At 68.2% G+C, this 26,033-nt stretch carries 29 protein-coding genes and 2 tRNA genes; 15 read left to right on the forward strand and 16 right to left on the reverse strand.

Going from position 1 to position 26,033, the window contains the following annotated elements; genetic code table 11:
• Positions 1-13: 13 nt before the first annotated feature.
• Complete coding sequence (locus tag ABD987_RS24810; RefSeq protein WP_345398236.1) at positions 14-466, forward strand: SRPBCC family protein; 453 nt, start codon at positions 14-16, stop codon at positions 464-466.
• Between the two features lie 136 nt (positions 467-602).
• The gene (locus tag ABD987_RS24815; RefSeq protein WP_345398823.1) at positions 603-1,373 is read left to right on the forward strand and encodes a polysaccharide deacetylase family protein; all 771 of its coding nucleotides are present in this window, start codon (positions 603-605) and stop codon (positions 1,371-1,373) included.
• A gap of 8 nt (positions 1,374-1,381) precedes the next feature.
• Here the strand turns inward: ABD987_RS24815 and ABD987_RS24820 are convergent, their stop codons facing one another.
• The 6 genes from ABD987_RS24820 to ABD987_RS24845 form a co-directional block, all read right to left on the reverse strand.
• Complete coding sequence (locus ABD987_RS24820; RefSeq protein ID WP_345398239.1) at positions 1,382-3,910, reverse strand: CHAT domain-containing protein; 2,529 nt, start codon at positions 3,908-3,910, stop codon at positions 1,382-1,384.
• 119 nt (positions 3,911-4,029) lie between these two features.
• On the reverse strand, positions 4,030-4,509 hold the full coding sequence (locus ABD987_RS24825; protein WP_345398242.1) for a carboxypeptidase regulatory-like domain-containing protein: 480 nt from the start codon (positions 4,507-4,509) through the stop codon (positions 4,030-4,032).
• Positions 4,506-5,111: an RNA polymerase sigma factor gene (locus tag ABD987_RS24830; RefSeq protein WP_345398245.1), complete on the reverse strand. Its 606-nt coding sequence runs from the start codon at positions 5,109-5,111 to the stop codon at positions 4,506-4,508. The genes ABD987_RS24825 and ABD987_RS24830 overlap by 4 nt, the downstream gene beginning before the upstream one ends.
• Positions 5,112-5,426: 315 nt before the next feature.
• A complete protein-coding gene (locus tag ABD987_RS24835; RefSeq protein ID WP_345398248.1) occupies positions 5,427-5,567 on the reverse strand; it encodes a hypothetical protein in 141 nt (46 codons plus the stop codon).
• A gap of 112 nt (positions 5,568-5,679) precedes the next feature.
• Positions 5,680-6,387, reverse strand: coding sequence for an SGNH/GDSL hydrolase family protein (locus tag ABD987_RS24840; RefSeq protein WP_345398826.1), 708 nt, complete (start codon positions 6,385-6,387; stop codon positions 5,680-5,682).
• 111 nt (positions 6,388-6,498) lie between these two features.
• A complete protein-coding gene (locus tag ABD987_RS24845) occupies positions 6,499-6,987 on the reverse strand; it encodes a GbsR/MarR family transcriptional regulator (protein ID WP_345398251.1) in 489 nt (162 codons plus the stop codon).
• Positions 6,988-7,081: 94 nt separating this feature from the next.
• Here ABD987_RS24845 and ABD987_RS24850 point away from each other — a divergent pair, with 94 nt between their 5' ends.
• From ABD987_RS24850 to ABD987_RS24860, 3 genes are all read left to right on the forward strand, one after another.
• Complete coding sequence (locus ABD987_RS24850) at positions 7,082-7,978, forward strand: ABC transporter ATP-binding protein (RefSeq protein ID WP_345398254.1); 897 nt, start codon at positions 7,082-7,084, stop codon at positions 7,976-7,978.
• Positions 7,975-9,615, forward strand: coding sequence for an ABC transporter permease (locus ABD987_RS24855; protein WP_345398257.1), 1,641 nt, complete (start codon positions 7,975-7,977; stop codon positions 9,613-9,615). The genes ABD987_RS24850 and ABD987_RS24855 overlap by 4 nt, the downstream gene beginning before the upstream one ends.
• A gap of 243 nt (positions 9,616-9,858) precedes the next feature.
• A complete protein-coding gene (locus ABD987_RS24860) occupies positions 9,859-11,073 on the forward strand; it encodes an HNH endonuclease signature motif containing protein (RefSeq protein WP_345398260.1) in 1,215 nt (404 codons plus the stop codon).
• 1,064 nt (positions 11,074-12,137) lie between these two features.
• On the opposite strand, the gene ABD987_RS24865 is transcribed toward ABD987_RS24860, so the two are convergent.
• A complete protein-coding gene (locus ABD987_RS24865) occupies positions 12,138-12,689 on the reverse strand; it encodes a TetR/AcrR family transcriptional regulator (RefSeq protein WP_345398263.1) in 552 nt (183 codons plus the stop codon).
• 102 nt (positions 12,690-12,791) lie between these two features.
• On the opposite strand from ABD987_RS24865, the gene ABD987_RS24870 reads away from it, so the two are divergent.
• A complete protein-coding gene (locus ABD987_RS24870; RefSeq protein WP_345398266.1) occupies positions 12,792-13,637 on the forward strand; it encodes a nuclear transport factor 2 family protein in 846 nt (281 codons plus the stop codon).
• Here ABD987_RS24870 and ABD987_RS24875 read toward each other — a convergent pair.
• From ABD987_RS24875 to ABD987_RS24885, 3 genes are all read right to left on the reverse strand, one after another.
• The gene (locus ABD987_RS24875; RefSeq protein ID WP_345398829.1) at positions 13,603-14,388 is read right to left on the reverse strand and encodes a metal-dependent hydrolase; all 786 of its coding nucleotides are present in this window, start codon (positions 14,386-14,388) and stop codon (positions 13,603-13,605) included. The genes ABD987_RS24870 and ABD987_RS24875 overlap by 35 nt on opposite strands.
• 58 nt (positions 14,389-14,446) lie before the next feature.
• Positions 14,447-14,800, reverse strand: coding sequence for an STAS domain-containing protein (locus ABD987_RS24880; RefSeq protein WP_345398269.1), 354 nt, complete (start codon positions 14,798-14,800; stop codon positions 14,447-14,449).
• Positions 14,801-14,990: 190 nt separating this feature from the next.
• On the reverse strand, positions 14,991-15,299 hold the full coding sequence (locus tag ABD987_RS24885) for a WhiB family transcriptional regulator (RefSeq protein WP_345398272.1): 309 nt from the start codon (positions 15,297-15,299) through the stop codon (positions 14,991-14,993).
• Between the two features lie 160 nt (positions 15,300-15,459).
• Between ABD987_RS24885 and ABD987_RS24890 the strand changes: the two genes are divergently transcribed.
• The 3 genes from ABD987_RS24890 to ABD987_RS24900 all read left to right on the forward strand — a co-directional run bounded on the left by ABD987_RS24890 (position 15,460) and on the right by ABD987_RS24900 (position 17,137).
• A complete protein-coding gene (locus tag ABD987_RS24890; RefSeq protein ID WP_345398275.1) occupies positions 15,460-15,876 on the forward strand; it encodes an ATP-binding protein in 417 nt (138 codons plus the stop codon).
• Positions 15,873-16,646: a SigB/SigF/SigG family RNA polymerase sigma factor gene (locus ABD987_RS24895; RefSeq protein WP_345398278.1), complete on the forward strand. Its 774-nt coding sequence runs from the start codon at positions 15,873-15,875 to the stop codon at positions 16,644-16,646. The genes ABD987_RS24890 and ABD987_RS24895 overlap by 4 nt, the downstream gene beginning before the upstream one ends.
• A 65-nt stretch (positions 16,647-16,711) precedes the next feature.
• Positions 16,712-17,137 carry an ATP-binding protein gene (locus tag ABD987_RS24900; protein WP_345398282.1) on the forward strand — a complete coding sequence of 142 codons (426 nt, stop codon included), beginning with the start codon at positions 16,712-16,714 and terminating at the stop codon, positions 17,135-17,137.
• On the opposite strand, the gene ABD987_RS24905 is transcribed toward ABD987_RS24900, so the two are convergent.
• Positions 17,125-17,643: a MarR family winged helix-turn-helix transcriptional regulator gene (locus tag ABD987_RS24905; protein ID WP_345398285.1), complete on the reverse strand. Its 519-nt coding sequence runs from the start codon at positions 17,641-17,643 to the stop codon at positions 17,125-17,127. The genes ABD987_RS24900 and ABD987_RS24905 overlap by 13 nt on opposite strands.
• 102 nt (positions 17,644-17,745) lie before the next feature.
• Here ABD987_RS24905 and ABD987_RS24910 point away from each other — a divergent pair, with 102 nt between their 5' ends.
• Positions 17,746-18,381 carry a nitroreductase family protein gene (locus ABD987_RS24910; protein WP_345398288.1) on the forward strand — a complete coding sequence of 212 codons (636 nt, stop codon included), beginning with the start codon at positions 17,746-17,748 and terminating at the stop codon, positions 18,379-18,381.
• Between the two features lie 80 nt (positions 18,382-18,461).
• On the opposite strand, the gene ABD987_RS24915 is transcribed toward ABD987_RS24910, so the two are convergent.
• Entirely contained in the window at positions 18,462-19,106 is a 645-nt protein-coding gene (locus ABD987_RS24915; RefSeq protein WP_345398291.1) for an alpha/beta fold hydrolase, read from the reverse strand.
• Positions 19,107-19,172: 66 nt separating this feature from the next.
• Complete coding sequence (locus ABD987_RS24920; RefSeq protein WP_345398294.1) at positions 19,173-19,844, reverse strand: HNH endonuclease family protein; 672 nt, start codon at positions 19,842-19,844, stop codon at positions 19,173-19,175.
• Positions 19,845-20,017: 173 nt separating this feature from the next.
• On the opposite strand from ABD987_RS24920, the gene ABD987_RS24925 reads away from it, so the two are divergent.
• The 5 genes from ABD987_RS24925 (at position 20,018) to ABD987_RS24945 (ending at position 23,815) form a co-directional block, all read left to right on the forward strand.
• A complete protein-coding gene (locus ABD987_RS24925) occupies positions 20,018-21,070 on the forward strand; it encodes an SEL1-like repeat protein (RefSeq protein WP_345398297.1) in 1,053 nt (350 codons plus the stop codon).
• Positions 21,071-21,183: 113 nt separating this feature from the next.
• Positions 21,184-21,687 (forward strand): hydrogenase maturation protease, encoded by a 504-nt coding sequence (locus tag ABD987_RS24930; RefSeq protein WP_345398300.1) that lies wholly within the window; start codon positions 21,184-21,186, stop codon positions 21,685-21,687.
• 181 nt (positions 21,688-21,868) lie between these two features.
• Complete coding sequence (locus ABD987_RS24935) at positions 21,869-22,246, forward strand: hypothetical protein (protein ID WP_345398303.1); 378 nt, start codon at positions 21,869-21,871, stop codon at positions 22,244-22,246.
• Positions 22,247-22,257: 11 nt separating this feature from the next.
• Positions 22,258-23,307 carry a hypothetical protein gene (locus tag ABD987_RS24940; protein ID WP_345398306.1) on the forward strand — a complete coding sequence of 350 codons (1,050 nt, stop codon included), beginning with the start codon at positions 22,258-22,260 and terminating at the stop codon, positions 23,305-23,307.
• On the forward strand, positions 23,300-23,815 hold the full coding sequence (locus ABD987_RS24945; protein ID WP_345398309.1) for a YbaB/EbfC family nucleoid-associated protein: 516 nt from the start codon (positions 23,300-23,302) through the stop codon (positions 23,813-23,815). The genes ABD987_RS24940 and ABD987_RS24945 overlap by 8 nt, the downstream gene beginning before the upstream one ends.
• 207 nt (positions 23,816-24,022) lie before the next feature.
• Here ABD987_RS24945 and ABD987_RS24950 read toward each other — a convergent pair.
• The 3 genes from ABD987_RS24950 to ABD987_RS24960 form a co-directional block, all read right to left on the reverse strand.
• Positions 24,023-24,096, reverse strand: a tRNA-Arg gene (locus ABD987_RS24950).
• A gap of 43 nt (positions 24,097-24,139) precedes the next feature.
• Positions 24,140-24,229 (reverse strand) — tRNA-Ser (locus ABD987_RS24955).
• A gap of 65 nt (positions 24,230-24,294) precedes the next feature.
• Complete coding sequence (locus tag ABD987_RS24960) at positions 24,295-26,010, reverse strand: phosphatidylglycerol lysyltransferase domain-containing protein (protein WP_345398312.1); 1,716 nt, start codon at positions 26,008-26,010, stop codon at positions 24,295-24,297.
• Positions 26,011-26,033: the final 23 nt, after the last annotated feature.

Consider the following 26,033-nt stretch of genomic DNA (forward strand, 5'->3'; position numbering starts at 1 on the left):
GCGGGAGGTCACCATGGCAGCTCGGAGGTTCTCCTTCGAGATCAACCGGACGAGCACCGCTCCACCGTCCACCCTGTTCGGGCTGGAAACCGACGGCTCCCGGTGGTCGGAATGGGCCCGGCCCCTGGTCCCGCAGTCGCGCTGGGCTCGCCACGGCGAGCCCGAACCGGGCGGGGTCGGCGCGATCCGGGAGCTCGGTCTGTGGCCGGTACTGGTCCGGGAGGAGACGCTCGAGTACGAACTGGACCGCCGGCACGTCTACACGTTCGCGGGCGCGGCTCCGGTCAAGGACTACCGCGCCGAAGTCTTCTTCACACCGACCGATGACGGCGGCACGAACCTGCGGTGGACGGGCTCGTTCGCCGAGCCGCTCCCCGGCACGGGCCCGGCGTTGCTGACCGCGGTGCGCGGCACGATCCGGTTCCTGTCCGCCCAACTGGTCAAGGCGGCCGAAAACCGGCGCTGACCTGGGTGTGACCCGCCACACTCACTAACCAACTGCAACGTTTTCACCCTCATGGGCGTCCTTCTTTCGGGGTACGGATCGCTGATCCGGTGACAAGCCGAAAGAATGGGGACAGACGGTGAGTTTTGCGGCGCGCATGGGGGCCCGCTGGCGAGTCACGGCCGCATTGGCCGTCGTGCTGGCCCTGAGCGCTTGTTCCACCCCACCGCCGCCCGCCCCCGCGCCGGAACCGAGCGAACACAACCAAGCTCCCGCCGCCGCGCCCGCGCCCGCGTTCACCGCGCCCTACCCGTTCGGCACCGTCCAGCAGAAGGCCCCGCCCGTGGCGAACGGCCTCGTCCCCGTGGTTCGCCGGATCACCACCGACAAGCCCTACGTGTTCATCACCATGGACGACGGCGCGGTGAAGGACCCGGAGGCGCAGCGGCTCATCCAGGGCTCAGGCACTCATCCGGTGCTGTTCCTGAACCAGAAGTACGTCAAGGGGCACGAGGCGTACTTCAAGGGCATCCTCGACTCGTCGGGCGCGACTCTGGGCGACCACACGGTCAACCACCCCAACCTGCGGGGCAAGCCGCTCGAGTTCCAGCGGAAGGAGATCTGCGACAACGCCGACGACCTCCAGAAGGGCCTCGGTACGCGGCCGTCGCTGTTCCGGCCGCCGTTCGGGAACTACGACGACAACACCCTGCGCGCCGCGGCGGCCTGCGGCATGCGGGTCGCGGTGCTGTGGTCGGCCGCGGTCAACGACGGACACGTCCAGTTCCAGGGAGGCACCAAGCTCAAGCCCGGCGACATCGTGCTGATGCACTTCCGCAAGACGTTCAAAGAGGACTACAACGCCTTCCTCGATCAAGCCAAAAAGGACGGTCTCACTCCCGTCCCGCTGGTCGACTTCCTCGGCTGAATCCCCGCTCAGCCCGCGCCGAGGCACAGGAAGGGCCGGCGCAGCGGGTCCACCGCCGTGGCTTCCGCGAGCGCGAGCGCGGGCGACGTCCCGGACGCCAGCCGCCGGTGCAGGTCGGCCATCGCGTCCGCCGCCGCGCGGTCACCCACCCGCGCGACCGCGCCGATCACCGTGCTGCTGCCGCTGGCCAGCAGGGTCCCCGCGAACCCCAACGCCTCTTCCCCGGGGCGGATGTGGCTCATCGCGAGCTCGCACGAAGCCAGCACGACGCGCTCCGGCGGCCGCGTCAGCCGGGTCGTTTCGTGGGCGAAGAGGGGACCGTCCACGAGTTCGAGCCGGGAGAACAGCGCGTTCGCCGGTTCGTGCGCCCCGTGCGCCACCAGATGCGCCATCCCCGTTCCCTCAAGCGCGGCTAGCACGGTCCCGCTGGTCGCGTTCGCCCCGTCGACCAGCCTCGCGGCCGGATAGACGTCCCGGAGCTTGCGCACCTCGCCGACCGCGCCGGGCACGCCCGGGCCACCGGCCAGGAGCACCGGCCCCCTGGCCGACCGGCTGCTCGCGGTCACCCAGGCGGTGGCCGACGGTGCGATCGTGACCGGATGCCCGCGCAGCGACGGCAGGGCACCCCAGGGCAGTGCGTACAACTGTCCGATCGGGACGATCACCAGCTCGCGATCACCCAGCGTCTTCGCGAGCGACGCGGAGATCAACCCGTCCAGTTTGTCCGCGCGGCGCCGCGCGGACGCCGCGACCGTCTCCGCCAGCGGCACAGGCAGGTGATCAGGCGCCAGCGCGTCCAGGTCGGCGTGCAGTTGCTTCGCCGTCTCGACGATCTCGGCGAGCGGCCCGAGCTTCAGCAGGCGAAAGGCGCCCCGGTCGACGACGAGCGAATACAGCTGGCCGTTGTAGCCGACGAGGCTCACCAGCACTCGTTCGCCCAGCTGCTCGACCACTTCGTCCGGGGTACACACCGGACGAGGCTTCCCCCACTGGCTCGTGTACCAGCCGAGCCTGCTGGCTTCCTGCTGCAATGTCGCGTATCGCTGTTCAAGCGCCTTGACCGGCTCCCCCTCCAGCCGGGTGCGCTGGATCGTGCGCTGCACATGCCGCATCTCGGTGATGTGCTTGGCCAGCACCGGATCCTCGATCACCGGCAACGGCTCGTACCGGTAGACCTGGGCCCGTGTGCGCTCCAGCCAGGCGAACATCCGCTTGGCCCCCTGGGCGTTGCGACGCGCCCGCCGCAGGACCAGCTGCAGGGCGAGCTTGCCCAGCTCCTCGCCGTGCACAGCGGTGCCGCACACCAGGTCCAGTCCGCCCATCCGATCCCGGATCGCACCCAGTTCACGCAGTCCGGCACGAGCCTGCGCCAGCGCCGAGCGGGGCCGTTCGGTCGCCACAGCGAGTTCGGCACGGCACAACCGCAGCAGCATCCGGTGGTCGATCGGCGTGGTCTGCCGCGGTTTCGGGACCTGGGCGAGCAGCCGCGCGGCGATGTCGACCTGGTCGCGACGCAAGGAGAGCCGGACGGCGAACATCCTCGCCACGGCGGCCTCGTCACGCATACCCAGCTCGTTCAGCCGCTCGGCGAGCTTGGCGAACTCACCGGGCAGCCGCGGTCCCGGTTTCGCCCGCTCCTCCGCCAGGATCTCCGACGCCTCCGCGCGCAGCCGGGTCAGCGCGGCGATCTCGGCCCACCGCGCGTTCCCGCGGCGCAGAAACCGGCGGCGAGCCGCCGACGCGAACTTCCGCGCGAGCGGATAGTCGTGTTCCAGGATCGCCGCCGCCGCCCGCGCGACCTCGGCCTCGGCCACCTGCTGGATCGAGCCCGCACTGCGAAGTTGCGGGAGCGCCTCGTCGAGATGGCGAGAGGCCTCTTCGCTCAGCCCGGCGCTCAGCAACGCCCGCGCCTGATCCAGCCGGACCCCGGGCAGCGGTCCAGAGCCGACGACGGCAAAGATCCGCGCCGCCTCCTCGTAGTGGTGGAGGGCCTGTGGCACGTCACCGATCAGCTGAGCGCAATCACCAAGGTTGTGCCTCACCTTGGCCTCGAGCAGCGTATGACCGTTCTCGATCGCCAGCCCCAGCGCGCGCCGGAGGTCCGCGTAAGCGGCCTCGGGGTTGTTCAGCTGCAGGTGAACCATTGCCCGATTGTTGAGATTTCGGGTCAGCAGAAACCCGTTGTCGTCGACCTCGACTTCCAGCGCCGGAAAGATCGTTTCGAAAAGGGCGAGGGACTCTTCCCAGCGGCCGGCTCGCGCGAGCACCAACGCACGCTGCAGCCTCACCGTCAGCCTCAGAACCTTCCGAGGCTCCCCCTCCGGCAGGCGCAGCCGCACCTTTTCCGCGGCCTCGAGATGAACCAGGCCGGCCTCTGCCGAGATCACCTCCGCGTCCGCGGAGGCCAGGCTGATGAGGATGCGCGCCTCGAGCTCCCAGCGCGCAGGCCCGTCCGTCCGCGCCCGCGCCAGCCAGGTCAACGCCTGGCGCAGCAACCGCGCCGCCGGGCGAGGACGGAGATCCGATGCGACGGCCATCGCCCGACGGTGAAGATCGGCAGCCGCCGCTACCGCAGTCTGTTCAGCAGAAAGGGGCGACACAGGCACACGCCCAATATGAGCACACCCCCGGCGAACGCGTAACGCCTGTCCGGGTTCTAAAGCACAACCGTCGGCGTTACGACCGTTCGGCGGCACGACACGTCGCCCAAATGCACCAGAATCTGCGTCGTGCCCTGAGGCACGTCCTCCAGGACGAAACGGCCGCCCTCGTCCGCGGTCGTGGACGAGGTGCCGTGTTCGGCGACTCTCACCTCGACCGCGTACTGCCCGGCAGGAACCAGCCATCCGTCGATCCGGTGCCGCTTGCCGATCTTGGTGAGGTTGATCATCACGGTCAGATCGCTGACGGTGAACGTGATCGTCCCGGTGCCGCTGCCGCGCACACCGGCATGGGCATCCATCCGCTCCCAGCGGGCGACCTCGACATCGAGGTCTTCCAGCGCGAGCGCGAACTGGACCCGCTGCACCAGATCGTCCGGCGGCGGGTCCAGTTCATCCAGGAAACGGTCGATGTCGGCGAGCAACATCTCGTCATCCGGAAAGGCCTTCCCCTCCGCCGCACCGATGTCGTTCATCGGCTTCCCCCTTCACTGGCGAGCAGATCGCGCATCGAGTCGAGGCAACGTCCCCTGGTCGGTCCAACACTGCCGCGTGGCATTCGCATGGCCTCCGCGACCAGCTGGTACTCGGCCCGGCCTGCCAGCACCGTGAGCCGGAGCAGCTCCTGGCAACGATGCGGCAACCGGACGAAGGCGCGCCAGACCCGCCGATCGCGGTCGGCTCGAACAGCTTCGTCCTCGGGAGCGGGCTGGCTACTGGGCATGGATTCGGCCAGCTCGTCGCTGAGCGGCACGGGCTGGGTGCGGCGACCGTAGGGATGGGTCGCCTCGCGCCGGGTCGTGGTGATCAGCCAGGCCGCCAGCGCCCTCGGGTCCCGCAGCTTGTCCAGCTGGCTGAACAGCGCGAGCCACACCGTCTGGACCACGTCCTCGGCCACGACACGATCCAGCCCGTTCGCCCGGGCGACGTGCCAGACCAGCGGAGTCAGCTCTTCGACCAGCTTGTTCATCGCCTGGCGGTCCCCGGCGCGCGCCGCGTGCATACACGCCGCGTGCAGCTCAGCGCCGGTCAAACCTTCCCATGGCGGGTCTACTTCTGCTGTTCGCACGTCCGTCACCGTAGCTGCCCCACTTCGGAAGTGTCTTCGGGTCGGCGCTGGCCGTATGTCGTGTCCTTCTGGGGGAAGGAGTGTGCTGGTGGCTCTGGGATACATCGATTGCTTACTTATCCGTCTTTTGGCCCAATGCCGATTGCTGCGAGGCACCGGCCGGCGCGGTGGTGTGACCCCGCGCCGACCGGCACTTCGTCCTCGGATCCACTCCCCCGCGGATCCCGCCGGGCGTCCCCTCCCCCGAAGGCACACCCGACCAGGCGTGCCCGGCAGCCCCCTCGGCTACCGGACGACGCCGGTCTTGTTCAGTTCAGTCGTTCCTCAGTTCTTCGGCGGCGTGTGCGGGTCGTAGCTGCCGTTGGTCTGCGCTCCGCCCCCGCCCCCGCTCGTCTTAGGTTCGGTCGAGACGGGCGGCACGGTCACCGGGACCGGGTTCTCTTCGGAGTTCTTGTCGGTGGGCATCGGACCCCTCCTTCCCTCACGCCCATTAGGACGCAGCGAAGGGGCCGTCAGATACACGCAGCGGAGACTTTTTTGAAGAAATCCTCAGATCTGCGTCAGATGGGTGACACCATCAGCCTCGTCTTGCCCAATCCGTCACCAGAAAAGCACGTACTGTTACCTCGCCAAGCTGCTCTGCCCATCGACGGTAGCCAGCCGGGCCAGGATGAAAGCCATCGGCGGCGAACAGGTCAGGGCCGAGGAGGTCCGACGACATCGGCACGTACTCGACCGCGGGCAGGACGGCCAGTTCGGCGGCAGCGGCACCCAGCACTTCGGCACGCCTGGCCAGCACACTCCGCAACGGCACCGGCAACGAGGGAAAGCTCTCCATCGGCGGCACACCGGCGAGCACCACGGGGATGCGCCCGATTCTCCGGCGCAACACGACGATCACGCTCAGCAGGTCGCGCCGGTAGCGAGCAGCCGAGTGCAGCTCGATCGTGTCGTTGACCCCGAGTACGACAACGGCCACGTCGGCAGGCCGCACCAACGGCACCAGTTCTTCACGGACAACGCGAGCGTTCGCGCCCGTCCTGCCGACCGCTTGCCACGCCACCGCCCGTCCACTGGAAGCGAGCACCCAGGCAAGCCGGCCGGTGAGCGCTTCCTCATGACCGCTCGCGCCTACTCCGGCAACCGTCGACTCCCCGACAACGGCAAGTCGGAGGACCGCGCTTTCACCTGGCACGACCCCACAGGTCGGCCCCGCCGCTCCAGGCAACCGCGGCGTGGAACGCCGAACCCGGACAGCCTGCGCGGCCAGCACCGGAGCGAGCATGACCAGGTAAAGGAGACGAAAGAAGGACGCGATCCGATGTCGAATCCTGACGACTGCCGCGCCAGCCGGCCGTGCTTCTTTCTGCCTATCACCCCCGAGCATCCACACCTGTCAACTCGGTCCCACACCTCGCTCGCGGTGCCAACGTTCGAACATCTCGGTGAGCTCCCTGGTGATGAACGAGAGGAAGTCACGCATCTCGACCAGGCGCTCACCGGCCGGGGTGTCCGCGCCCAGCGCCTCGATGCCTTCTTCGGCGGCGTCCCGCCACATCAAGATCAACCGGTCCCGCTTGAGGAAGGTGGCGTACCAAAGGTCGTCGAAAAGGCGGTAGTGATCGCGACGTTCACCCGGCTCCCGCTCCTTCCCGATCAGGCCGACCTGCTCGAGATAGCGAACCGCGCCCGAAATCGCGGCCGGGCTCACCGACAACCGTTCAGCGAGCTCAGCCGCGGTCAGCCTGCCTTCGTCGGTCGTCATCAGGGCGGCGAAGACCCGGGCGGGCATACGCTGCATGCCGATCTGGGCGAGTGTCAGGCCCATCTTCTCGACGTAGCGGCGGACGGCGTCCTCGTCTCGCTTGGTGTCAGGCGTCGTCATCAGCCCATCCTCTCCTACCCGTCCCCCACTACTCACCCGATCTAGATGTTTTCTTAACTTCACAAGTTCATGAACAAAGTGTAGCTTCCTGACCATGGGAAACGCCATATCGGTCTCCGGCCTGCACAAGTCATTCGGCCGGACGAAGGCCTTGGACGGCCTCGATCTGCAGGTACCCATCGGCGAGGTGCACGGCTTCCTCGGCCCGAACGGCGCGGGGAAGTCGACCACCATCCGGGTCCTGCTCGGCTTGCTTCACGCGGATTCCGGTGATGTCCGACTACTCGGAGGGGATCCGTGGAAAGACGCCGCTGACCTGCACCGTCGGCTCGCGTACGTACCGGGAGACGTGAACCTCTGGCCCAATCTCTCCGGCGGCGAGGTCATTGACCTGCTGGGCCGCCTCCGTGGCGGTCTCGACCAGAGGCGTCGCGATGAGCTCATCGAACGCTTTGACCTCGACCCGAAGAAGAAGGGGCGCACCTACTCCAAGGGCAACAGGCAGAAGGTCGCGATCGTGGCCGCCCTCGCGTCACGAGTCGACCTGCTGATTCTCGACGAGCCGACGTACGGCCTCGACCCGCTCATGGAAGCCACCTTCCAGTACGCGATCCAGGAAGAGCGCGAGCAAGGACGTACGGTCCTGCTCTCCAGCCACATCCTCGCCGAGGTCGAGGCACTCTGCGACAAGGTGAGCATCATTCGCAACGGCCGCACCGTCGAGTCCGGCACGCTCGCCGACCTCCGGCATCTGACCCGCACCTCCATCACCGCGGAACTCGCCGGACCTCCGAACAGGCTGGCGGCTCTGGAGGACATCCACGACCTCAAGGTCGAAGGCACCAGGGTCCGCTTCGATGTGGAGACTCGCTCACTCGACGAAGCGCTGCGACATCTCGCCCAGGTCGGAGTCCGCAGTCTCGTCAGCCAGCCTCCCACGCTCGAGGAGCTGTTCCTACGCCACTACACCGCGGAAACGAGCGCGAAATGACCGCGGCACTGGACCGTCCCGCACACACGGCTGCCACGCCTGCCAACGCACTGGCCGGCACTTGGCAGCTGACACGCTTCGCGCTACGACGGGACCGCGTCATCCTGCCCATCTGGATCGTCCTGCTCAGCATCGTGCCCGCCAGCACGGTCAGTGCATACGACCAGTTCTATCCGACAGCGGCATCGCGAGCCGCTCTATCGGCGAGTGCCAGCACCAACCCCTCGTTCGCTCTCCTGTACGGACCGGCCTTCGACCTGTCCACCGCCGGAGGGTTCATCGCTTGGCGCATGGTGGGGTTTCTGTCCGTACTCATCGGGCTCATGGCCGTCTTCACGGTCACCCGGCACACTCGCGCCGAGGAGGACAGCGGGCGCGCGGAGCTTCTCGCGTCAGCTGTCGTCGGCCGGTTCGCGGCACTCACTGCCGCCGTTCTCGTTTCGGGTGGCGCGAGCATCTTGGTCGGCCTCATCCAGACCATCAGCATGGCAGGCGCGAAACTCCCGGCAGGCGGCTCGATCGCATTCGGTGCCGGGACCGCGTTGACCGGCTTGCTCTTCACCGCCGTCGCCTCGATCGCCGTGCAGCTGGCGGAGTACTCACGGACGGCTAATGGCCTAGGCACGGCCGTGGTGGGTATCGCGTTTCTTCTGCGAGGCGCCGGCGACTCGACCACCGACGCCCGATGGTTGTCCTGGCTTTCACCAATCGGGTGGGCACAGCAGGTTCGCCCGTTCGCAGAGGAGCGCTGGTGGGCGCTGACGCTACCCACCGCGACCGCCCTGTTAGCCGGTGCTGCGGGATATCTGCTGTTGCCACGGCGCGACCTAGGCGTCGGGATACTGCCGCCACGCCCCGGCCCGGCGACAGCCGCGACCTCTCTCCGCACGCCCATCGCACTCGCGTGGCGACTGCATCGAGGCCCTTTGCTCGGCTGGGCGATCGGCATGGCTGCAGGCGGCGCCGTCTTCGGTTCGATTGCCAACGGAATCGGTGCCCTGGTCGGCCAAACCGAACAGACTCGCGCGATCTTCGAGCGGCTAGGTGGTTCCTCGGCTCTCGTGAACGCGTTTCTCGCTGCCATGGCAGGCCTCCTCGGGATGATCGTGTCGCTGTACGGGGTGCAAGCCGCCCTCAGGATGCGAAGCGAGGAGACCGCGATTCGCGTGGAACCCCTGCTCGCCACAGGAGTCAGCAGACTGCGCTGGGCCGTAAGCCATCTGGTCTTCGCGTTCTTGGGTACCGCACTGCTTCTTCTGATCGCCGGTCTGATGCTCGGCCTGGCGAACGGCCTGCGCAGCGGGAATATCGGCGGATCCGTCGAAGACATGCTGCTCGCCGTTCTCGCACAGATACCGGCCACCTGGGTTGTCGTCGCACTGACGGTTTCACTCTTCGGCCTACTGCCGAAGTTCTCCGCTGCTGCCTGGGCTGTCGGCGGCGTCGCATTGCTGATCAGTCTGCTGGGACCGGTCGTGAATCTGCCACAAGTAGTGCTCGATATTTCCCCTTTCCAACATCCGCCGAAGGTTCCTGGACAGACTTTCACCGTAACGCCGTTGTTGTGGCTGTTGGCGATCGCCGCGGTTGCACTCGGAGCAGGGCTCGCGGGATGGCGCCGCCGCGACGTCGGCTGACTCCGAGTCCAGCGTCGGGGAGGCGTCCTGTCGCGCGAGCAGGGCGCCTCCCTGGCTCTCAGGATGCCCTATCGGAACAGTTCTTCACCAAGTAATGCAAGCTTGACAAATCACGAGCGGTAAGAATTGACCACCACCTTTCAGATGCATCCCCAGCTCAGAGCACGTTATTGTGCTTCCTACCCGTCGCCTCACTCGATCGTGTAGTCGATCTCAATCTGGCGCCCGCCGTACCTTCAGAGCGTGTCCACTACCTCCTCTTCCCCTTCGAACCAGCTCAGCGATGACGAGCTGGTAGCTGCGCTGACTGCTTCCGAAGCCACGATGGCGCGCGAGTACGCGAACAACCTCACCTTGGTCCGCGAAGCGGAAAACAGAAAGCTGGCTGCTACCAAGGGGTATCGAAGCACCACTGCACTGCTGACTGCGATCAGTCACATTTCGGTGGCCGAAGCCAGAACACGCGTAGGACTTGCCAGAAGACGTCAGGTCGCGGTCGAGCTCGCCCTTGCCCAGGGCCGAATAACCTCGGCGCACGTTCGTGCGATCCATTATGTTCTGTCGAAAGCGCCGACAACGATCGCCGAAACCGATCTGGTCGAAGCCGTGACAACCTTGGTGGAACTGGCCGAACAGGCGACTCCGACGACCGTTCGCAAGGCCGGGCATGGGCTGGCCGGCTACTGGTCGGTCGACAGCCGGCCTGCCGACGACACCGAAACCGACCTCGCGAGGCCACGCCGAGCTTTCCGTTCACACCGGCTTCTTGACGGCCGCATGAGGTTCTCCGGCATGTTCGATCGCGAAACCTCCGCGCGCGTCGAACTGATCTTCCAGCAGCTGGCTCGACCAAGGCAGCGAGACGAGTTCGGGCGGGCCGATGGGCGCGGCCGCTCCGAACGAGAAGGTGACGCACTCGCCGAGGCCCTGGCCCTCGCTGTACGGGTCACCGAGTCACAACAGCCGCAGAGCGAGCACACCGTGGCTGTGACAATCCCGTTGGCAGAGCTGGAAAAGCGAGCAGGAGCAACTTTTACCCGGGGCGTCGGGCACACTACTCCTGCCCAGCTTCGCCGGATTTGCTGCGGTGACGTGAAGGTGGTTCCCGCAGTGCTGGGATCCAACGCCGAGGTGCTTGATCTCGGCCGAGGCACGCAACTGGTGACGACGGCCCAACGTACGGCATTGGCCTTACGCGACAAGGGTTGTACTCGGCCAGGGTGTCAACGCCCTGCGAAATGGTGTCGTCCCCACTTCATCGTCCATTGGCTGGACGGAGGATCTACGGATCTGGTCAACCTGGCGCTCGTATGTGAGGAGCACGAGCGCGAGCTACACCACACCGAGTGGGAGGTGCGTCTGGTGGACGGCCGTATCGCGTTCATCCCGCCTGCTTGGCTGGATCCGGAACAACGGCCTCTTCACAACACCGCACATCAACTCCAAGCCGCAGCGTGAGCTCCTCGACCGCGCGTCAGCGGGAGCGAACCTCGCGGTCCGCGTCGATGACCAGTTGCGCCTGCGGTCCGACGGCACCGCAACCAGGTCCCCGAGGACGGAGCGGCACAGGGGTGGCATCAAGACTGCGCGGACGGCTGTCATCAAATGTCACGGTGACGTGGACCTGCCGAGCAGGAAGTCCGGGCACCTCCGCGAATCCGTGACGATCACCGCGGACACACCTCGGGCGGAGCAGACGCTGGAAGGGTCCGTTCGTTCACAACTCGTCGAAACCGAACTAGCCGACTGGGTCAGTCCGACCTGCGCCGTGACGCACTGCCCCGGCCAACTTGTTTCGACGACAGCGCGGAGACCTCCGGCGCAGTACCAGAACCGGCCGAGTGTGCACCGCCAACGGCGAAGACCACGTCAACGGCTGAGCCAACGAGCTTCCACATTCAAGGCAGCTGGAAGGGAACGTTGCTGGAGTTGCACCGGCGGTCAGGCCACCGATCACCACCGCCATTCGCCTGGGCGCCTTGGCCCGGCCGAGGTGCTCGGTGCTGGCATGGTTGCCGCTTCTGCCGACGAACTGGGCGGCGACACGGTCAGCTCAACGAGCCGCGTGGTCGTCCTCGGTGGAAGCTGGACCTGATGTGTCACTGTCACCGGCGGCGGCGAAGGTCCTGTGACGGTCACCGTCGGCTGCTGCGCGGGAAGGACTGCGGGAGGTGATGACCCGGTAAATCCCGTCGGGCGACTCGGAGATCGAGCCGCGACGAGGAGTGCCGCCACCAAGAGTCCGATGGCAAAACCTGCCAACCCGGCGACCACAACAGATCCCCAGGTAGGAGCCCGACTGGACATCCGGCACCCCCTCACTACGCCCGGCGTAGATATGAGGACTACTCGCTCTGATCTTAACTTCTGTTACAGAGCGTGCAAGTTGTGACGAATCGACCATCGTGCGTCCCTGAGGCAGGGATACCGAAGGTTCTCCGAAGCAGGAGGATGGGACGTGGCCCGACGGTGCAGCACTTTGGTCAGCCAGCGCACCGACGGGCTGAACCCAGTTCGGGACTTCAGTTCCCGGTCACCCGGAGGCCGTCGACGACAACACGAACCAAGTGGCGGCTGTCCGGCGAGTAGCGTTCCACAGCAAGGCAACCGACGATGAGCGCGCGCAGGTCGTCACCATCGATGTCCGCGCGTACGGCGCCGACTGCCTGCGCTCGCTCGAGCAATGCGTCGAGCGCGGCCCGGAAGTCATTGCCGGCGTCGGCTTTGAAGCCGAGACCTGTCGACTCGGCCAACGCCTCGCAGATGGCGCGGTTCAGCGAAGCCTGGCGGATGACGCGCTGGAAGTAGTCGAAGAAGGCCTCGCCTGGGTCCTCCGCGGCCTGCAGAGCTTGGGCCTCCTGCGCGAACTGCTCGATGCGCTCAAGGACCACTGCCTGGAAGAGGGCTTCCTTGCTGGGGAAATGCCGGTACACGGTGCCCGCGCCGACACCAGCGAGGCGAGCGATCTCGTCGAGCGGGACAGCCAGGCCGTCCGCACCGAACGCCTCCTCCGCGGCCGCGAGAACGCGAGCGCGGTTCCGCCGCGCGTCGGCACGCAGCACAGCTTTCTCCATCGAGGCCTCCTGGTCTCGTTGACAACCGGAACGGGCGTTCCGTATCGTCGCAAGCGGGTGCACCGTTCCGATTTAACACTCTGCTTCCCTGGAGAATTTCCGATGACCCGAACCGTGTCCGAAATCGCTCAGCTTGTCCGTCAGGGGATGGAATCGATCGACGCCTCCCCGATGGCCGAGTTGTTCGCGGAGAACGCCGTCTACGAGTTCCCGTTCAATGAAGCAGGCACGCCGCAGCGAATCGAAGGACGGGACGCCATCATGGCGACCCTGACCGCCGGCGGCGTGCGTGCCCGGCAACTGGGATTGGCAAAAGTACAGGTCACCACGCACCTCACCGACTCGGGTTTCGTCATCGAACTCGTCGCCGAGGGGAGCTCCGTGGATGATGGGACGCCGTACCGGTTTCCGTCGTCGATCGGGGTTCTGACCGTGGTGGACGGCCGGATCACCAGCTATCGCGACTATCCGAACTACGCTGGAGCAGCGAAAGTGATGGGCTCTGGCGCCAAACCCGCCAGCGACGCTCGCCAAGTGTTCGACAGGTTCCTCGCCGCTTCCGTCGAGAACCGCTGGGACGACCTAGCGGACCTGTACGCGGAGGACACCGTCGTCGAGTTGCCGTTCACCGTCCCAGGCGTTCCGCGCCTGACCCGTGGCCGCGAGGCATTGCGCACCAGGTTCAAGGCCGCGGCCGAGGTCCGGCGCCTGACGAAGGCCGAGAATGTAGTAGTGCACGAAACCACCGACCCCGCGGTCATCATCGCCGAGTTCGACCTGCACAACGAAGTTCTGGCGGACGGTGCCGGGTTCACCTCTTCCTACGCGATGGTTCTGACCGTGCGCGACGGCCGAATCGTGCACTCCCGCGACTACATCGATACCGCCGCGTCGGCCGAACGGGCCGCCGCGTTCAGGGAGTCGCCGTCTGCGTCGTCGGCGGGCTGAACAACCGTTGCAAGGTGCCGGTCGTCTGGTCCCACACGCCCGGCACCAGCAGCACCGCCAGGACCGCGAACACCGGGAAGATCAGTCGCTTCTCGACCTTCTTCCCGGTCCGGAAACGCAAGGGGCGCGGCGGCCGGATCTCGTACCAGGTTTCCCCCGCGATCGGGAGTGGGAAGAGGAACGGGCAGCCCGACACGGTGAGCGCGTCTCCCAGGCAGTGGGTGATGCATCCCGCCGCCACCGCGAACCCCAGCCAACCCGAGATCTCCTGAAGCTGCGCGGCGTGGTCGGGCGGAGCGGTCCAGACCCACCAGGCGACGGCCGCGCCGCTCACCGGCAACAACCAGTCTCCGAGCGCGCCTTCCGCGAGCAGCAGGCCGAGCACCACCACGCCGAACACAGCCCACGGTCCACCGGCGGAGGTACCCGCCGCGGTCGCCATGCCCAACCCGACCGCGAACAGAACCGTGTGCGAAAGGTGCCGGTGCTTCCCCGTCACGTTCTCGTCGCGCGGGCCCTTCGTCAACGCGTACGTCGCGGCCGAAACACGGCGCAGCAACCACGAGATCATGCCCGTGAGCCATCCCAGCAGCCGCGATGCCTTGGCGCCGGGATGGTCAAGATCGGGCAGGAGCGCGAAACCGGCTGTGGTAGCACCGAAAACCACCGCCTGGTGCAGCGAACCAGCCCCGACCGCGGGCGCGAGCGCGAGCCCGGCGCACCACCCGGTCAGGGCGTGCGTGCGCCCCATCATCGTGCTGCCCCCAGAAATCCCGCGTGCCGATCGGTCGCCAGACCGTATCGGTGGTTCAGCCGGGCGGTTCCTCCGACACGCTCAGATGTTCGGCGACACCAGTGAGCTCGATCACCCGGCTGACCGCGGGGCTCGGGACGACCTCCAGCGCCACGTCGTGCTCACCGGCCTGACGTTGCGCGTGCAGCACCACGTTCAGCGCGGAGGAATCGAAGAAGGTCACCCCGGTCAGATCGGCCACCACGCGTCGCGAACTCTTCTCCGCGATCAGCCCTGCCAGGGCTTCCTGCAGTTGCGGGCTGGTCAGCAGATCGAGCTCGCCGGTGACCACCACCCGAGGCTCGGACGCTCCGGTGTCCAGGGTGATACCGAACCCGGGCGGGGTGGCGTTCTGCTCGGCTGCGGGCATGCAGTTTCTCCTCGTCAGGCGCCGATACTGCGCCGGTACGCGCCTGTGGTCTCAAGCGGCAACCGTGTCACGGTCCCAGACATCTGGAGACCCAACCCTAACCCAGAAGGCGACCGCCCTGACGAGGCCCGCCATACTTTTCGGGCACAACGGCGCCACGGCGATCGGTTGAACGGTTGTTCAGCGGTGGTCAGCGTGCACTCAGAGCCTTCCGCTTCGCCCTGCGTTCACGCAGGAAAAGTTCCCGCCGCTCGATCTCGCCGAGCCCGCCCCAGATCCCGTACGGCTCCTGCACGGCCATCGCGTGTTGCCGGCACTGAGCCAGTACGGGGCAGGTGTGGCAGATCGCCTTGGCACGCGATTCCCGCCGTTCGCGTGCCGATCCGCGCTCATTGTCGGTATGAAAGAAGAGGCTGCTGTCAGCCCCCCGGCAGGAACCGCGCAGCTGCCACTCCCACTCTTCCGCGACCACGTTGGGCAGCCGGCTCACGTCAGCCATGTCGTCCCCGCCTTTCCCAGGATCAACTCCTCGCTCGGTACATGCCCGCCGGTGCTCCGAATCAAACGCGGGTTTGGTTTGCTCAGAGCACGGGCATTCGGTGTCCGGGGCATCCCCGGACATCTGCTGCCACCAGCGCGAGCCGGAGAGAGGAAGACACGTGGAGGAATACGCCCCGCTCGACCACGAAAACGCGCAGGTCATCGAGGTGCGTACCGCCGCGATCCCGCACGTCGTCCCCACGCTGCGGACGGTGGTGGCCGACATCGCGATGCGCCAGGACTTCGACCTCGACGCGGTCGAAGACCTCCGGATGGCCGTCGACGAAGCCTGTTCGCTGCTGCTGCCCTTCGCCAACGACGGGCGGCTGACCTGTGTGTTCTCCTGGTCCGACGGGCGGATCGAGGTAGCCGTCTCGGTGTTGGCCGAATCACCCGAACAGGGTGAGGCGAACGGGCTGTCCTGGCAGCTGCTCACCGCCCTCGCGACGTCGGCGCACCGGTCCGTCACCCCTGTCGACGGCGGATATCGCTCCAGCGTGCGGCTGGTCCGGGAGAGTGCGGCGGCCCGCCCGTGACCGATCCGGTCGAGGGAACCGAACTCGACGTCACGCCGCTGTTCACCAAACTGGCCGAGTTGCCGGCCGAGGATTCGGAGCGCGAAGCGATCCGCGACCGTCTGGTCCGTGCCCACCTCGAGCTCGCGCGCAACCTCGCCCGCAAGTTCCGCAACCGCGACGAGGCGATGGACGACCTCATCCAGATCGCGACGATCGGGTTGATCCACGCCGTGGATCGCTTCGACCCGACCCAGGGCACCGACTTCCTGGCCTTCGCGGTACCGACGATCTCCGGTGAGCTTCGTCACCACTTCCGCGACAACAGCTGGTCGGTACGCGTCCCCCGGCGGCTCAAGGAGCTGAGCGCGAGCATCTCCGCGGCCAGGGAAGAGCTCACGATCCAGTTGTCGCGGGCGCCACGTCCCAGCGAGATCGCCACGCACCTCGGTGTGTCGATGGAGGACGTCTACGAGGGGCTCCGCGCGGGCCAGGGACGCTACGGCGCTTCGCTCGACAACCTGCTCGAGAACTCGGCACACACCCGCTTCGGCGCCCCGGACGCCAATCTCGGCCAGGCCGAGCTACGGGAGGCGTTGCGCCCCCTGCTGGACGGGCTGGCGGAGCGGGAGCGCAAAATCGTCGCACTGCGCTTCGGGTCGGGAATGAGCCAATCGGATATCGCCCGCCGTGTCGGGGTGTCCCAGATGCAGGTTTCCCGGCTGCTGGCGGCCACACTGAAGAAGCTCCGCTCACGGCTGAACGAAACGGATATCACCGACGACATCTGATTGAACGCCGCTCGCGATGGGTACTTGGCGGGCGAGCACGAGACCCGCTGGGAGGTGTGGGAACGATGACGACGTCACGGCTGCCCGCCGCCGGGCCCGTCTCGACCGCCGTCGTGTCGCTTCGCCTCCCGGCCGACGTGACCGCTCCGGCCCTCGCCCGGCACACGGTCCGGAACGTATTGGCCGGTCTCGGCGTCCACGGTCAGGCCATGGACGATGTGCTGCTCGCCACATCCGAGCTGGTGACCAACGCCTTCGAGCACGGCGAGCACCCGGACCTGCTCGAAGTGCAGTGCACCGGCACGCGGTTGACGCTGCGGGTGTTCGACTCCGGCACCGGAGTGCCTCGGCTGAAGGAGCCGTCTCCGAAGGTGGCGCGCAGCCGGGGCCTCCAGCTGGTGCACGCCCTCGCCGAGGATTGGGGGTACGAACGCCGCCCCGGTGGGAAGATCGTCTGGGCTGTGTTCCTGCTCCCCGTTCACGGCCCCTGACGCTCAGCGGCCCGCACCGTCCGAAGCAGGGCCTTCGCCCGCTCGGTGTCCCCGATCCTCTCGCGAAACGACCGGCCCTCCAGCGCGTCGACGATCGCGGCGAGCAGTTCCCCCAGCGAGTAGGGCAGTTCGGCTTCGAGCCGCGTGGCCGCCTCGCTGGTCGCCGCCCACGCGGCGTCCAGCAGCGGCACCAGGTCCCTGGCCTTGCCGGTCAGTGACACGAGGCGCTCGCGGGCATCGGCGCCGGGCGCGAGGGTGAGGAGCCCGGCGCGGTTCATCTGCGCCACGGTCTGGCTCGCGGCGGAGTGTGTGACACCGGTTTCCCTGGCCAGGTCGCGGATGGCCAGAGTGCCGTGGGCGACCAGCGCGTGCACGATCGGGCTGTAGCGCGGGCGGTAGTCCGTCAGCCCGAGGTCGTCGAGAAACTTCGCGACATCGCCGTCGAGCAGGTCGAGCACATGCCGCAGCCGCGTTCCCAGCCCTTCCGAGGTCAGGGGTTCACCCATTCCGATGATCCTAGGGCCGTGATCCTGGCCGACCGAGGACCACGGCGGCGCGCTTCGCGTCCGCATGGCGGACAGCGGGCCGATGATCGGCAAGATGGCGCCATGACCCCTGAAGAGCTTCTGACGACGACCCGTACCGTGCGCAAGCGGCTGGATCTCGGACGCGCGGTTCCGCTGGAGCTGGTCGAGCAGGCGCTGACCGCCGCGCTCCAGGCGCCGGCGGGCGGCAACATCCAGCGCTGGCACTGGCTGGTCGTGACCGACCCGGACCAGCGGGCCGCGCTGGGCGAGCTGTACCGGCGAGGCTTCGAGAAGTACCGGGCTTCCCAGCAGTTCGCCGGCAAGCAGTACGCGGACGATCCGGAACGGTCGAAGGTGCAGCAGCGCGTCGGAGACAGCGCCGAGTACCTGGCGGAGCGGATGGGCCAGGTCCCGGTGCTGCTCGTGCCCTGTATCGAGGCTGGCGAAGGCGAGCTGCCCGCGGGAAACCAGGCGCCGCTGTGGGCGTCCCTGCTGCCCGCGGTGTGGAGCTACATGCTCGCCGCGCGGTCGCTCGGCCTCGGGACCGCGTGGACCACCCTGCACCTGACCTACGAGAAGGAGGCCGCGGAAGTCCTCGACCTCCCGCCGAACGTGCACCAGGCCGCGCTCATCCCGACCGCGTTCTACACCGGTGACTCGTTCAAGCCCGCCGCGCGCGAACCGCTGTCGAAGTCACTGCACCTCGATCGCTGGTGACCTGAGCACGGGCACGGGGCGTTCCGCGCTGGGAACCGCGCGTCGACCGCGGCACGCCCCGGTTGTCCGCCCGCGAGCGCTCACTCGCCGAGGTAGCTCTCCAGCCGGTCCGCGAGTTCCTTCGGGCGGCTGAGCAGGACCATGTGGGAGCCCTCGATCTCGTCGGGTTCGACGCCGAGGCGTTCGCGGGTGACGCGGCGCAGGAACTCGGGCGGGAAGAACCGGTCGTCCCGGCACAGCAACGCCCTCGTCGGGACGTCGGGCAGCGCGTCGAGCGGCCATGGTTCCTCCCCTTCGGCGCTGACCTGCGGACGGCCGTGCGCCACGCACTCCGCGACGAGTGGTTCGGGAACACCGCCGAAGAAGGTCTCGGCCTGGCTGAGGCCCTCCGGCCCCACGTACCCGGTGTTCGCCCACCAGTCGCCGGGTTTCTCCCCGGGCGCGGGAACCATCGCGGCGAGGAACACGAGCAGTCGCGCGGACACCTTCGCGCACACCAGGGGCGCGGTCATCCCGCCGTAGGAGTGGCCGACGACCACCGGGTCGGGCCGGTCACCGAGCGCGGCCAGCACGGCGTTCGTGAAGTCGTTCAGCCCGGCCGACGGGTCCTCGATCGGCAGGTCCGGTGTCACGACGTCGTGTCCGCGCCCGCGCAGTTCGGCGGCGACCAGATGCCAGTCCCAGCCGCTGCTCCCGCCACCGTGAATCAGCACGAACGTCGTCATGCCGCTCCTTCCCCAGGTTCGCGGCTCACCCTGCCGCACACGAGGCCCGCCCGGCAACGACACCGGTCAGCAGCGGCGCAGCATGTCCTCGAGCGCCGACTTCTCGCCGGTGGTGACGGTCAGGCCGTAGTGGTGTTTCACCACGATCCAGTCCGTCGCGTAGGTGCACCAGAACGACACGAGAGGCGGCTTCCACTGGTCGGGAGCCTTGTCGCTCTTCTCGCGGTTGACGCTGTTGGTGACCGCGAACAGCTGTGGGCGATCCAGGTCGTTCGCGAACTGCTCGCGCTTCTCGGTCGTCCACGACTTGGCGCCGCTGACCCACGCCTGTGCCAGCGGCACCATGTGGTCGATGTCGAGATCGCCGGGCTTGGTCCAGGTCTCGCCGTCGTAGACGCTCACCCAGGTGCCCGCGGTCGGATTGCAGTCGGATCCGGCCTTGACGTCCTTGCCCGCCCGCTTGAGCACCAGCTCCCGCGTGTTGCAGTTGTTGCCGTGGCCGTCCCAGTGCGGGAACTTCTTCCGGTCGTAGCCGTCCATCGTGCCGCGCTGCGCCACGGTGAGTTCGGACAGCTGCTTCCGCGCGTCACCCGCGCCGGCCGCCGGGGGCGCCGACGACGGGGTTTCGGCGCCGACGCCGCGGCCCGACACCCAGAACGCCACGAGCGCGACCACCAGCGCGGCGACGACCAGCAGGATCCGCTGGGTCATCGACGGCTTCCAGGTCCGAGAAGCCACCACCGGGTCCTTTCACTCACGGGCCGGGACCGGCGAGTATGCCGCCGCGATCCGCAGAAAACGCGTCGACACGACGAGCTGGCGCGAACGTGACCGAGACCACCGGGCAATCGGGTGTCACACCAGGGGCCGATTTCCCGACTACCGAACAGGTCCAGGAGGGAGCGATGCCGATGCCCGACCGGCTCCGGAAATGGAACAAGCGCTTCGACACCTACGTACACCGCAAAGCCGCGGAGCGGGGCAACGTGCTGGCCATGGCGGGCCTCGCCGCGATGCTGCGCGAGGAGGGCGAGCTCGCCGAGTCGGAGGTCTGGTACCGCAGAGCGGCCGCGGGCGGCGACCGTGTCTCGATGACCACGCTCGCCCACCTGCTGGCCGAACGCGGCGACCACGACGAGGCCGAGCGCTGGTACCACGAGTCCGCGATGGCCGGTGACCCGCACGGAATGCTGCACCTCGGGCTCGCCCACGAACGACGACACGAACTCGACTCCGCCGAACGCTGGTGGCGTTCGGCGGCCGACGCCGGTGACTTCGACGCCATGGCCGCGCTGGGGCATCTCCTGCTCGCCCGCGGCCACCCCGGGGAAGCGGGCGAATGGTGCCGCTCGGCGGCGGAGGCCGAGCACACCGGCGCGATGCTCGACCTGGGCATCCTCCTGAACGATCAGGGCCGCACCGCCGAGGCGGCCCGCTGGTGGCGTCGCGCGCTGGACGGCGGGGAGCCGGCGGCGACGTGCCTGCTCGGCCGCCAGGCGGAACGGTCCGGGCGGCCGGCGGAGGCCGAGGACTGGTACCGCCGTGGCGCCGAGGACCACCACGTGGAGGCGATGGTCCGGCTGGGCCTGCTGCTGCACCGGCGCGGCGACCTCGGGGAAGCCGAGGTCTGGTACCTCGAGGCCGTCGAGCAGGGGGACGCGGTGGCCTTGACGAACCTCGGCGTCCTCGCCCGCCATCGCGGCGACGACCGCGCCGCCGCCGGCTGGTATCGCCGGGCGGCCGAGCGCGGCAGCGTACCCGCGCTGACCAGCCTGGGGCACCTGGCCGAGGCCGGGGGCGACGTCGCGCGGGCCGAGAAGTGGTTCCAGTCGGCGGCCGAATCCGGAGACGTCCAGGGCATGCTCAGCCTGGCGCGGCTGCTGGAGACGCGCGGCGCCGACGCCGCGGCGAAAGCCTGGCTGACCAGGGCCGACAACGCGCGAACGGACAGTGACCGTTATTGATCGGCACCGCCCCGGCAGGGCTATTGTGTGATGCGTCTCACAGATCTACCGTGAAGCTGGATCCCACCGGCACGACATCGGTTCACCGGACAGATCCACCGGGAGGCGATGGGATGAGGCCACGCGTACTGGTCGCGGCTATCGGCAACGTGTTTCTCGGCGACGACGGGTTCGGCCTGGAAGTGCTCACCGCACTCGCCGGGGCGGATCTGCCCAACTGGGTGCAGATCGCGGACTACGGGATCAGCGGCACGCACCTGGCCGACCTGCTCGGTGGATACGACACGACGATCCTGCTCGACGCCACTCCGCACGGACGGGCGCCCGGTTCCCTTTCCCTGATCGACGCCGGCCCCGAAGGCCTGTCCGCGTCCGCGGCGGCCGACGCGCACGGGCTGCCGCGCGACGCCGTGTTCCGGCTGCTCCGGCTGCTGGGCGGCGATGCCGGACGCGTGCTGATCATCTGCTGCGAACCGGCTCGCACCACCGGCGGCGTCGGGCTGAGCCCCGGGGTCGCGGCGGCGGTGCCCGTGGCCGTCGCGGCCGTCACCGAGCTCGTCTGGGGCGGCGCGGCCGACGCGACACAGGCCCGCTTCGGCAGGCTGGCCCCCGCGTAACCGCCAGGCCATTTCTAGTCCTTTGTGGACTCAGTAGCGGCGGAGTCCGCGCTGTTCCAACGAAGTCCGCCGGTGATCTGACCCACAGCCGTCCCGCCGATCTCCACGAACCGCTCATCCCGCCCAGCGGCCGACGCATACGATGCCCGGACGCTCAACCGGCTGAACGACGAGGTGGCCCATGATCGGATTCGAGACGGACCTGCAGGATCTCAGGGACGCGAGCAAGGACCTCGGTGCGGCCGCGGACGCCGCGTCGGCGGCCGCGACCGCCTTGGCGGGCCACGACGTCCCCACCTCGTCCGGCACGGGCGGGATCCTGGACGTCGCGGGCCTGCTGCCCACCTACAACGCCTTCGGGCGGACGCTGGGCATGCCGGCGGTGGCCAAGGCGTACAACGAACACCTGCGGCTGATCGAAGACCTGGTCAAGAGGCTGCACGAGACCACACTCGACACCAGCCACGCGCTGAGGACGGTCGCCGACCTGTACGAGAAAGCCGATCAGGACGCGAAAACGCGCGTGCACCGGGCTGCCGCGCAACTGGACGAGAACTGAGGGGGACGAACGTGGACGGCTACTTCGGCGCGCTCGACGCGGAAACGACCTCCGGGCAGGACGACGACCGGACCCAGTTGCTCGAAGGCATCTCGGCCGACCTGGTCGACGGCGCGAACGACGCGCTGGACGCCATCGAGTACCTGCGCTACTCGGACTTCTTCGCGATGCAGGGGTACGACTGGGGCAAGATGCGGGAGGATGTCGCGGGCGTGTACCGCGAGTTCTCCGACGCCGACATCGATCGCGAGTCGACCGAAGGCCTGCAGGAGATGATCAACCAGATCGACAAGATCTGGAAGACGCTCCAGGAGGACTCCAAGACGAAGCTCGACCAAGCCGAGAAACGGATGGAGTACTGGCGGGGCGAGGCGGCCAACGCCGTCAAGTCCTACATCAACGACCTGTCGGAAACCTACGCACGGGTGGAAACCAAGATCACCGTGCTGGAGAGCGACGTGGTCGCGGCCAGGGAAGCCATCGCGACGGCACGACAGGACCTGTCGAACCTCGGCTCGGCCTTCAAGGAAACGGCGAAGAAGTTCCAGAAGGACAAGGCGCAGCAGAGCGACGCCGCGGGATCCAAGGTGCTGGCCGCCGCCTTCGCGGGCGCGGTCACCGGTCTGCTCGCCGTCGCCACCGGTGGGGCGGGCGCCGCCGCCGGCGGGGCCGTCTTCACCGCGGCGAACGGCGCGCTGGTCGCCGGGAACGCCGCGGGCGCCGCGCTGAGCCAGGTCGTCGCCAACAGCACCGAGGTCAGCGGCGACAACGTGATGGACATCTACACGAGCTTCATGGAAAACGCCGACAAGATCCGCTCGGGGATGGGCGACACCTCCGAAGACCTCGCCCAGCACATCGGGATCGAATCACGGGACCTGCCGAGCGTCCCGCCGCCGCCGGACGTCAGCCCCGGCGACCACTTCGACCCGGACAACTTCGAAACCGGCAACACCTCGCGACAGACCGAGAAGCGGGTCCGCGACTCGGGCGTCGACATCGCGCCCGACGGCACGATCGGCAACCGCGGCGGCAGCGTCGCGGGATCCGTGCGTGAGTGAGGCCGCGCGGGAAGCCGCTCGTCAGCTGGACGAAAAGCGCGAGGCCATGGTGACCGCGCTAGGCGCGTTGTCGGCGGACGCGACGTCCCCCGGCGGCGTGGTCTCGCTGTCGGTCAACACCGACGGGGTCATGACGCGGCTCCGGCTTTCGGACGCGGTCACGGGGATGTCGGAGGCCGAGATCGCCGACCTCGTGATGCGGACCTACACGAAGGCGCAGCGAGAGTCCGCCGAGCGCAGCGCCGAGTTGTTGCGCCCGCTGGGCAACGCGGGCTACCTGGCCGACCGGCTGCGGTGGCGGTCGCGGTTCGAGCCCACGCTGCAGGCGGACGAGGAACCACCCCGCACCGACCGGCCACCGCACCGGGTCAAGCGCGAAAGCGAGTACGAGTACCTGAAGGACCGCTCGGACAGCGTGGGCCGTCCGGTCGAGGAGAAGACGGCAGCCCGGCCGGTGAACGACGACGACTATTACGACAAGGGCATGCGGTTCGACCCGGCCTGGTGACCCGGCGCGAGGCGGGGACGGCGAGGGCGCCGTCCCCGCTCCCGGCGAAGTCCCGGGGAGTTGCGACGAAGCGAATCGCCGCCGCCGTCCGTCCACACGGGACCGGACGAGCGCTGTGACAGGTACCACTCGGCCCATTTTCGGGCCGGAAATAGAGAAGACCGCCTGTTGCCAGGCGGTCTTCTCGTTTACTGTCTCAACCAGACGTGCGCCCGAAGGGATTCGAACCCCTGACCTTCTGATCCGTAGTCAGATGCTCTATCCAGCTGAGCTACGGGCGCGTGTTCAGTTGTGCAATCTAGCATCCGGCGAACCGGATACCAGCGGAGGCTCCGGGATTTGAACCCGGGAGGGGGGGTTACCCCCAACCGCATTAGCAGTGCGGCGCCATAGACCAGACTAGGCGAAGCCTCCCAGGCCCGGTGACCACTGCTCAGATAGGTTACACACCCATCCGAGGGCCTCCAACAGCACCCCCCTTACGCCCGGCGCAGCAACCTGAGCAGGCGCGGAGACCGTCCGCCGAGTCCCTCCGCCTCGAAGGCGGCGATGCCGACCCTCGGCAGTTCGCGGACGGCGGGGTACACCAGATACCGGGGCGCCCAGCGAGGCTGGAACTTGGCGTTGAAGCGGTAAAGGCTTTCGATCTGGATCCACCTCGAGAAGAAGTGGATGACCTTCGCGGACAGGCGCGCGACGGGACCGGCCCCGATGCGCTGCCCCTGCTCCATCAGCGCCCGGAACGCGGCGAAGTTCAGCGACACGCTCTGGATCCCGCTGCCCCGCACGGCGAGCAGCAGCTCGGAGATCATCAGCTCGTTGACGCCGTTGTCGGCGGTCCGGTCGCGACGCATGACGTCCAGCGACAACCCGTGCCTGCCCCAGGGAACGAACTGCAGCACGCCACGGACACGGCCGCCCTGTTCGGCCGTCACCAGCACCGAGCCCCGGTCCCCCATCCGCCCCAGCGCCATCGAGAACCCGCGTTCGGTGTCCGTGCCCCGCCAGTTCGCGGCGAGCGTCTCCAGCTCGGCCAGCTCACCCTCGCGCAGGTCCTCGGCGCGCCGGACCAGCACCTTGTACCCGGCACGCTTGGTCCGCGACGCCGCCTGCCGCACGCCGCGCATGATCCGGCCGTCGAGGGTGAAGGTCTCGACGTCGACCACGGCCTCGTCGCCGATTTCGAGCACCTCGAGCCCGAACCGGGCCCACACGGTGGCGCCCAGCTCGGACGTGCCCATCGCGGCGGGAACCCAGGCGTGCCGGCGGCACACCGCCAGGTACTCCTCGATCGCCCCCGGCCAGGCCTCGTGGTCGCCCAGTGGATCAGCCGAGCAGAGCGCGACCCCGGCGATCACGCGGTAGGTGACGGCGGCCTTCCCGGACTTCGAGAACACCACGAACTTGTCGCGCCGCAACGCGAAGTAGCCAAGCGAGTCACGCTCGCCGTGGTGTTTGAGCAGGTCCGCGAGGCGGCGGACCTCGTCGTCGGACAGCCGGGGTGCCGGTTCGGCCGAGCGCAGCAGGAAGTAGGCCGCGACCAGGACGGCGCCGATCCCGCACAGCAGGCCGATGGCCGCGGACAGGTCCTCCAGCCACATGGCGTGGAACTCCGCCGGACCGCTCGCGCCGAACAGCGCCAGCACCGACTGCTGGATCCGGTCGCCGAAGGAAAGCGGTTCCAGCACCGTGTCCGAGGCGACCGACAGCAGCACCAGGTTGATGACGAACCCGGCGAGGTTCAGCTGCAGGAAGACCCGCACGGCACGCCACCGCCCGACCACCGGGTCCGGTTTCGCGATGAAGTACCGGCGGGTGGCGAGCAGGCCGGTGAGCAGGATCACCGACACGATCCCGGCGCCGAGGACGTGCCGCAGCCCGAGATGCGCCGCGGTCAGCAGCACCGAACCCCCGACCGCGAGCTGCCACGCACGGCGCTTCCGCCTGCGCAGCCCGGCCGCCAGCATCACCAGCAGCACCCCGGAGACCAGCGCGACGGTGGCCGCGGCCACCGTCGCCTCCTGCGGTAGTTCCAGCCATTCGGCCAGGTGACCGCGCAGGCTCCGCCGACCGGCCGGGATGACCACCGACACGATCGCCAGCAGCCCGACGATCCGGGTCACCCAGGTGATCACCGCTACCGACGTGGCGCCCGCCAGCTGCCAGGTGTTGTGTGCGCGAGTCCCCGTCACCACGCCTGCAACACCGTGCGTGCCAC

Origin of the sequence: Amycolatopsis samaneae (genome assembly GCF_039541975.1) — a bacterium.
Lineage (GTDB): Bacteria > Actinomycetota > Actinomycetes > Mycobacteriales > Pseudonocardiaceae > Amycolatopsis > Amycolatopsis samaneae.